Source organism: Halapricum sp. CBA1109, from assembly GCF_009741825.1.
In the GTDB taxonomy this organism is placed as follows: Archaea; Halobacteriota; Halobacteria; order Halobacteriales; family Haloarculaceae; genus Halapricum.
Window position 1 is genome coordinate 1 of sequence record NZ_WPCA01000127.1, and the last position, 7,736, is coordinate 7,736.

Sequence of the window (7,736 nt, forward strand, 5' to 3'; positions counted from 1 at the left end):
CCAGCGACGCCGCATGCTCGCCGAGGTCGTAGACGAGGACGGCGGCCGCGATGGCGACGAAGACGACCAGCGGCGTGACGCCCTGAACGGCGGCGACGACGCCGCCGAGGCCGACGCCGATGGCGCCGAGCCGCGCCCCGACCCCGTGGCGACCGACGAGCCCCGTCCGGGTGACGCCGTCGGTGAGGACGACACCGGTGACCGGGAGCAACAGCCAACCGAGCATCGTCGCCGCGCCCACGACAATGAGTACCGCCGGGGACACGGAGAAGCCGACCACGGCGACGACGACGCCGACGAGAAGCGTCGCCGACAGCGCACCGGCCGCCCGCGCCGCCGCGCGGGAGGGGCGCGTCGACAGCCACGTCACTGATAGCTCGTAGACGGTCGCCACGGCGAGCACCGCGACGCCGGTCGCGACGACTATACCGACGAGGACGTGGAGGAGGCCGCTCGTCACCGTCCAGAGCAGCGCTGGCCCGAAGACGGGGACGCTCTCGACGGCCGGGTCGAGCAGCCTCGGCGCCGCGGCGGCGGCGAGATACACGCCGAACAGCACCGCCCACAGCGGGAGCAGACTCCGGTCGCCGGGCCGGACTCTGAACGTCTCCTCGCGGCGCGCGCCGAGCGACCGCTGGGTCCGCGGAATCACGGACAGCGCGAGGCCGACGAGCACACTCAGGACGGTCAGGCTCGCCAGGAGCCCACCCCGGACCCACTCGACGACCACGCCGGCCAAAAAACGCCACCGCGACGTGGAGGTCGACGGCGACGAGCAAGGCCCAGAACAGCGCGAACGCGAACACGTCGCGGCTCCGCGCGCTGACGCGTCTGACCTCCGTGCCCTTCCTCGCGTCGAGCGATCCGGTGCCGCCAAGCCCCACGAATACCGTCCCGAGCAGCGACGGGACGAGCACGGGCGTGTCGGGGACGGCCCAGACGAACACCCTGACCACGCCAAACAGGCCGCCGACGAACGCGACGCTGCCCCACAGCCGGCGGATGTTCGTCGCCGGCCCGCCGCTCAGCAGTTCGCTCCCCCCCGACCAGCACGGCGACGGCCGCGAGGCCGGCGAGCGTCGCCCACGGCGCGCCAGCCGTCCACCCGAGCAGTCCCGTCGCCACTGCCGCGACGAGAACGGCCAGCGCCGACCCGACCGCAGTCGGTCGGCTCCCCGTCATCGCGACCACCGCTCCCGTGCCCGCGACACCGCGACCGACAGCGGCCGGTCGGTCGGCCAGTCGACGACGCCGATGCCCCGGTCCCGGAGCGCGCGCTGTCGTCGCCGCCGCCGCAATCGTGCTATCGCGCTCCCGGGCGTCTCGGCCGCCGTCACGTCCGGGCACAGCAGTCTGACCTGATTACCTTCGGCGGCGAGCCGACGCGCAAGGGAAACCGGTTCGTCGTCCAGCAACGGCGTCACCACGAGGACCTGCGTGTCGGCGTCGAGCCGTCGCCGGAGCCACCGCACCCGACCCCCGTCGGCGACGTACTCCCGTCCGAACGCGAACGCGGGCATCTCGCCCTCGTCGTCCGTGTCCTCGTCGAAGGCGGGATTGGTGAAAAACCGGGCGCTGGTGCGTTCGTACGTCGAGTCGGCCTCGTCGGACTCCTCGTGTGCCCGCCGCCACAGCGCCTCGATTCGCTCGTGCTGGGCGCTCCCCCGCCGCGGTTGCTCGACGGTCCGGGCGGCCATCGAGGCGGCCCCGACGGCGTTGTCGGCCGCGAGCAGTTCCTCGGCGACGCGTGACCCCGCGAACCGGCCGAGCACCACGGCGTCGAGCGACCACTCGTGGCGTCGCTTCCGGGCCACGTCCCGGTCGTCGAGGACGACCAGCACCTTCGCCGCTCGGGTCTGACGGAACTCGATGGTTCGGGGTTCGCCGGTCTTGGCCCAGTGGTTGAAATCGACCTGACTGAGCGGGTCCTCGGCGTGGTACTCCCGGGTCGCGTAGAACTCGATACCGGGGCCGCCGGCGTCGGTCGGCACCCGCCCGCTCACCGTCGTCGTCACGCCGTTCGCCGGCATCGCCGACAGCGGGTCCCGGCAGGTCACCGGCGTCTCCGGGGCGGCCGTGACCGACCACGTGTCGCCCGCTGCGACACCGGCCGTCCGAATCTCTACCGGGTCGAACTCGTGGTCGCCCCGCAGGGCCGAGACGGTGTAGCTGACCGTCGTCGACTCGCCGGGTTCGAGCGTCGCACACCCGGCCGTCGGCCCGGCAAGCAGGCGAAGCCGTTCGGGGACGCCGTCGGTGACGACCAGCGACGGCACCGGCCGGTCGCCGACGTTCTCGACAGCCACCTCGACCCGGACCGTCTCGCCGGGGGCGGGCATCCCGTCCGTCAGGTCCCGCTTCACAGACAGCACCGGTTCCGGGGCCCGTGTCGCGTAGCCGTAGGCGGCGTACGAGAGCGGAATCACGCTCGCCGCGACCAGCGTCGGCGTGGCGGTCAGAAAGCCGATACCGCTGAGCGCGAACGCCCCGAGGACCGTCAGCACCCACCGGTCGCCTCGCTCGCTGTCGCCGTCGTCTGGCCGGACGGTCACCGAATCGGTCCGCGCGTCGTCCGTTCGGGGCACCCGCTCGTCGGACTCGTCGCTCCCCCGTGAGACGTCGAGTTCGCTCCGCTGTGCGATTGCCTCGACGGTCGCCCACACCTGCCGTTCGACGGTCGCGCCGTCGATCCAGTCGGCCAACCGCGCCTGCAACGGGGCCGGCGGCGTCGACTCGCCGAGGAACGCGGCCGCCCGTCTGTCGTCGGTCCACGCGCCGGTGTCGACGCGCTCCGTCGCCGTGTCGTGAGAGACGTCGCTCCCCTCGGTGATCGCTTCTATCGCCGCCGCCCGGAGCTTCGACCGGACCTGCCGGCGGTTGCCCAGCGTGTCGGTGTCGCCGTCCTCGTCGATCAGCGACCGGTAGGCGTCGTCTATCACCGAACCGACCCGCCCGGCCCCGCCGTCGGCGTCCGTATCGCCGTCGTCCTCGGTCGCTCGCTCGCGCCACGTGTAGCCGAGCCAGATTCCCGCGAGGGCGACGGCGACAGCCAGCAGGAGGACGACCGATTCGCTCCCCAACAGGCTCGCCGGCCCGGCTATCGCCCCCCGAGAGCCCGGGGACGACTGCGACGGCGACGCCGACGGCCGCGACGACGCCGACCGTCGCGGCCAGATTCCGTCGGACGGCTCCGAGGTCAGTCATCGTCACCTCCGAGCGCGCTCCGGACCCGCTGGAGGGCGCTTTGGGCCTGCTCGTTGCGCTCGTCGGTCTGCTCGTAGCCGCCGTAGCGCACGCGCCGGAACAGGGCCGTCAACCGCTCGACCGGCCCGCTCGGGTAGCCGGCGTCGACGGCCGACCGGGCTATCTCGCCGGCCGTCGCCGCCTCGCCGTTCCGCACCGGGACGGCCGACTGGAGCCACGCGAACGCCGCCCGGACCGTCCGCGGCGGCCCCGACGATTCGTCTTCGGCCGCCGGGGCCGCCGTCTCGTCCGCCCGCGGGTCCGTCTCCGGCGTCGTCGCGGCCGTGCCGCCCCGCGAGGGCCACAGCGGACAGGTCGCCCAGCGCGGCGGCGAGACTCCCGAACCCGCGACCGAGCGACCCCAGCGCCGCGACGGGCGCGACCAGCGCCGCCACGACGAGGCCGACGACGGCGAGACTGGCCAGTAGCAACTGTCGGCGGTCGACCGACGACCCCCCGTCGGTCCCGCTCACGACTCACCACCACCCAGCGCCGCCACGACCCCGAAGTCGGCGTCGTACTGCATTCGGTTACACTGAACGTTCAGTAGTAATGAATGTCCGGGTCACGGAGTTGCGCCGGGAGCACAGCGACGGCGACCGGCAGGAGGACGATGGTCGACACGAGGAGCGCGTTCCCGACGATCAAAAGCGCCGGCGACGCCACCGCCCCGAGGAGGCCGTCGAGAGCGAGGACTGTCCCCACGCCGAGGACGACCAACAGGCCCGCCTCGACGCGGGATTCGGGGTCCGGGACGCGGTCGAGGACCGCCCCACCGAGGAGGCCGCCGACGCTCCCGCCGAGAGCGAGGAGACTCTCGGGCGCGCCGACGGCGACGGCGACCGCTCCGACCGCCGACGCGAACGCGAACACCCGGAGCGGATCCCGGCCGACCGCGACCCACAGCCCCGATACCAGCACGGCCCCGAGAGCGGCGCCCACGAGGACGTCACCGAGGTAGTGGACGCCGAGGACGACCCGCGAGAGGGCGATAGCCGCGACGGCGACGCCGACGGCACCGAGCATCCGCGCGTCCAGTCGCTCGTAGACGACCGCCGCGCCGCCGTAGACGACCGCCGCCGCCGTGGCGTGACCGCTCGGGAAGCCGTACGGGTCACCCTCGTAGGGCGTCCCCGCCGGCGGACGGGGCGCGCCGATAAGCGTCTTCAAGAGGAGGACGGTGCCCAGCGCCACGAACGCGTAGCCGACGAGCGTCAACACTCGCCGTCGGTCGCCCACCCAGTAGGCCACCGAGAGGACGAACAGCAGCGCCGTCGCGCCGCCGAACAGCGTCACCACGCCCGCGGCGTCGACCAGCGCCGGCGGCGTCCCCTCCCGAATCGCCCGACTAATCCCGGTCAATCTGTACATATCCGCCGGGACACCACAATCGATCAAAAAGCCGCCGGATCAGCGCGCCCACGCGACCATCTCGGCGTAGGTGTCGTCGCTGGAGAGGGCGTCGGCGTCGCCGACCAGTACCAGCGCCTTCTTCGCCCGCGTCAGCGCGACGTTGATACGGCGGTAGTCCTCGAATATCGGCCCCTCCAGAGTCCCGCTGGCGACGAACGAGACGACGATGACCTGCTTGCTCGACCCCTGAAACCGGTCGACGGTGTCGACGGCGACGCCCTCGGGGACGTGGCGACCGATTTCGGCGACCTGCGCGCGGTAGGGCGCGATGACGCCGATGTCCTCGTGGGCGACGCCCGCCGCGGCGTACGTCTCGACCACCTCCGCGACCGTCCGGGCCTCGGTGGGGTTGGTGTTGCCCTCGGCCGCACCGCGGGAGTTCAGGAACACGACCGGGTCCCGGAACGCCGCCGGCAGTGCCTCGCAGTCGACGCCCGGGAGGGCCTCGATTCGTTGGCCGGCCACCTCGCCGGTCGCCGGGCGCAGTTGCCCGTCGTAGAACGCCCGCGAGGGGAACGCCTGAATGCGCTGGGCCATCCGGTACTGGCGGTCCAGCATCACGCCTGCCTCCGGATACGCTTCGATGAGGCGCTCGAACAGCGATTGGGAGAGGTCGGCCGCGCCCTCGCCAGTGTCCTCCGCGCGGACGACGGGCGGGAGTTGCTGGTGGTCGCCGATGAGGACGAACCGCTCGGCGAGCGTCGTCGCCGCCAGCGTGCCGGGTTCGGTCAACTGGCCCGCCTCGTCGACGACGGCCGTGTCGAAAACTCCGCTCGCGGACGACCCGAGACCCACAGGAGGCCGTCGTCGCCGCCACGACCGACGCATCCGCCAAGGTGGCCGCTCGCTCGTCGGGGTCGCCGCGCTGGTCGAGTCTGAACCGCTGCATATCCTCCCGGACACCGCTTTCAGTCCCGACGCGGACGATGTCCTCGAATCCCTGCTCGACCAGCGCCTCGATGGCGTTGTCGACGGCGCGGTTGGTAAACGCCGACAGCAGGACCTGCTCGCCGTCGTCGACCAGCGCCCGGACGATGCGGGCAAGCGTGTACGTCTTGCCCGTCCCGGGCGGACCGTGGACGAGCGCGAAGTCCTCGGCGCCGACGGCCATCCCCACAGCCTCGTCCTGTGCGTCGTTGTTGTCGATGAACGTCTCCTCGACGGTCTCGAAGGAGGGTTCGCGCCGGCCGAACAGGACGTCTTTCTCGGGGGCGGACTGCTTGAGCACCGCGTCGTGCAGCGCAGTCAGCAGACGGTCGGTCGTCAACTCCGAGGGGTAGATGTCCAGCCGCCGGAGCTCGACCGGTTCGTCGGCGGTGACCACCACCTCGTCGGTCGTGAGTCGCTCGACGCGGGCGAGTTCGGCCTCGCCCCGGATGGGGTGGCCGTCGCTGGCCAGCACCACGTCGCCCTCGCGTATCTTCGAGGTGGCCGCCGTCCCCTCGGCGGTCAGTTCCCAGCGGCCGCCCTCGACCTGCCTTTGGCCGGTCGGGTCGAGGTCGACCAGCGCCCGGTCGTCCTCGGCGCGTTCGGTCGCTCCCTGCTCCCAGAGTTTGGCGTACTCGCGGTGGACCTCCCGGCGTTCGGCCTCGATGGCGCGGTAGAACCGGTCGAAGTAGTCGCGTTCGGCCTCGGGGATGGCCGGGATGGTCGAGTCGCCGTCGAGCACCTTCGACTCCTGGGCGAGCCGGCCCGAGACGGCCGTACAGGTGTCCTGCTCGAAACAGTACTCACACTTGGCGCTGCCTCGTAGCCCGTCGGGACGGACATATCGTACTCCATCGCCGCTATCTCGTTGCGCGCCCGGACGACGAACTGGAGCAGCCCCGGTCCGATGGAGAACTCCTTGGCCGGCGAGAGGTCGCCGTCTTCCTCGTTGCGGTCGACGGCGGCGTTTTTTCGTGTACAGCAACGTCCCGGTGTCCGGTGCGGCCGACAACGGCGACTGGGCCTCGGTCCCGCCGTCGGCAACCGCGTCCGCCGCCGCGGTGTCGCGGGCCGCGCGCTCGCCCAACACCAGCGCGTACGCCGCGGCCTGAATCTTGTCGTGAAAGCGCGGTTCGCGCTTGGTGTTTTTCCCGGTCTTGAGTTCGACCGGCATCCCGCGGCGGACGGCGTCGGCCCGCCCTTTGATGCCGTAGCGCTCGCTGACGAGCGTCATCTCCGAGCGCCAGCTATCGGTGTCGCCGAGCGTCCCCTGTGCCAGCCACCCCTCGATGGCGCTGGCGTGGTCGTCGACGTCCTCGCGGACCGACTCGGCGTCCCGGCCGAGCAGTCCCAGTTCGAGTCCCGCCGCCTCGACCTGGTCGTCGACGGCCGTCTCGCGGTCCCGGCCCCGGAGGAGGTCACCGAACACCTCGTGGACGATGGTCCCCTTGACGACGGGGTAGACCAGCGGGAGGCCGCTGATCTTGTTGAGGTAGTACATCCGCGGGCACTGGACCCACGACCGCACGTCGGTCACGTCGACGAGGAAGTCCGGTTCGACGACGACGGTGGTGTCGCTGCCGGTCGTGTACTGCGTCTCGCCCTGATAGGTGCGCTCCTCGGCGTCGTAGACGGCCAGTTCCATCCCCGGTTCGAGCAGTTCCCCGCTCTCGACCCAGTCGCCCCACAGCGTCACCGTCGTCGGTTCGCCCCGACCCCGGTCGGGCCGGACCGTCACCTCGCACAGCTCGCGCTCGCCGTACTGCGTGCTGACGGTCTTCGGTTCGTCCGCGCCGACGACGACACCCCGTACGTTCACGGGACAGGGCAGGGCCGCCGCGCGAAAAACGTTGTCGGTGGGTTCAGTTGTAGTATTCAGACAACCACCGAGTAAAGGGCCTGTTTCTGCCGGTCAACCAACTGAATCCTGGCGGACTGAAAGGGCGAGGGCAGTTCCGGGAACCCCGGCGATGCAAGCACTACACCGAGCGAAGCGAGGGAAGCGCGTGGTCCGAGAGAGCCGAAGCTCTCTCGTCATCTCGAATCTTCGATTTCCGGCGACAGCGAGCCGCGGGACCGGAACTGCCCCGAGGGCTTTCTATCGCTTCTCAGCTCTTTTTTGAGCATCATAGGCTCATGCTCCCGTGTCACTA

General features: G+C 71.4%; 5 protein-coding genes and 1 pseudogene. 1 reads left to right on the forward strand and 5 read right to left on the reverse strand.

Annotated features, from left to right (window positions below):
• The 3 genes from GJ629_RS12565 to GJ629_RS17210 form a co-directional block, all read right to left on the reverse strand.
• On the reverse strand, nt 1-739 hold a 739-nt coding region (locus GJ629_RS12565; RefSeq protein WP_231754619.1), incomplete at its 3' end, for a hypothetical protein.
• A 439-nt stretch (nt 740-1,178) separates the two neighbouring features.
• On the reverse strand, nt 1,179-3,080 hold the full coding sequence (locus GJ629_RS12570) for a DUF58 domain-containing protein (RefSeq protein ID WP_157513364.1): 1,902 nt from the start codon (nt 3,078-3,080) through the stop codon (nt 1,179-1,181).
• A gap of 116 nt (nt 3,081-3,196) precedes the next feature.
• Entirely contained in the window at nt 3,197-3,550 is a 354-nt protein-coding gene (locus GJ629_RS17210; RefSeq protein WP_157513365.1) for a DUF4129 domain-containing protein, read from the reverse strand.
• Between GJ629_RS17210 and GJ629_RS12580 the strand changes: the two genes are divergently transcribed.
• The gene (locus GJ629_RS12580; RefSeq protein WP_157513366.1) at nt 3,528-3,671 is read left to right on the forward strand and encodes a hypothetical protein; all 144 of its coding nucleotides are present in this window, start codon (nt 3,528-3,530) and stop codon (nt 3,669-3,671) included. The two genes, GJ629_RS17210 and GJ629_RS12580, sit on opposite strands and share 23 nt — an antisense overlap.
• A gap of 115 nt (nt 3,672-3,786) precedes the next feature.
• Here the strand turns inward: GJ629_RS12580 and GJ629_RS12585 are convergent, their stop codons facing one another.
• Both GJ629_RS12585 and GJ629_RS12590 read right to left on the reverse strand, forming a co-directional pair.
• The gene (locus GJ629_RS12585; protein WP_157513367.1) at nt 3,787-4,614 is read right to left on the reverse strand and encodes a phosphatase PAP2 family protein; all 828 of its coding nucleotides are present in this window, start codon (nt 4,612-4,614) and stop codon (nt 3,787-3,789) included.
• Between the two features lie 39 nt (nt 4,615-4,653).
• Nucleotides 4,654-7,402, reverse strand: a pseudogene (locus GJ629_RS12590) (AAA domain-containing protein).
• Nucleotides 7,403-7,736 lie beyond the last annotated feature (334 nt).

What these genes read in the sequence shown, in the direction of transcription:
- GJ629_RS12585 (WP_157513367.1), bottom strand. Translation starts at nt 4,614, where the DNA reads ATGTACAGATTGACCGGGATTAGTCGGGCGATTCGGGAGGGGACGCCG.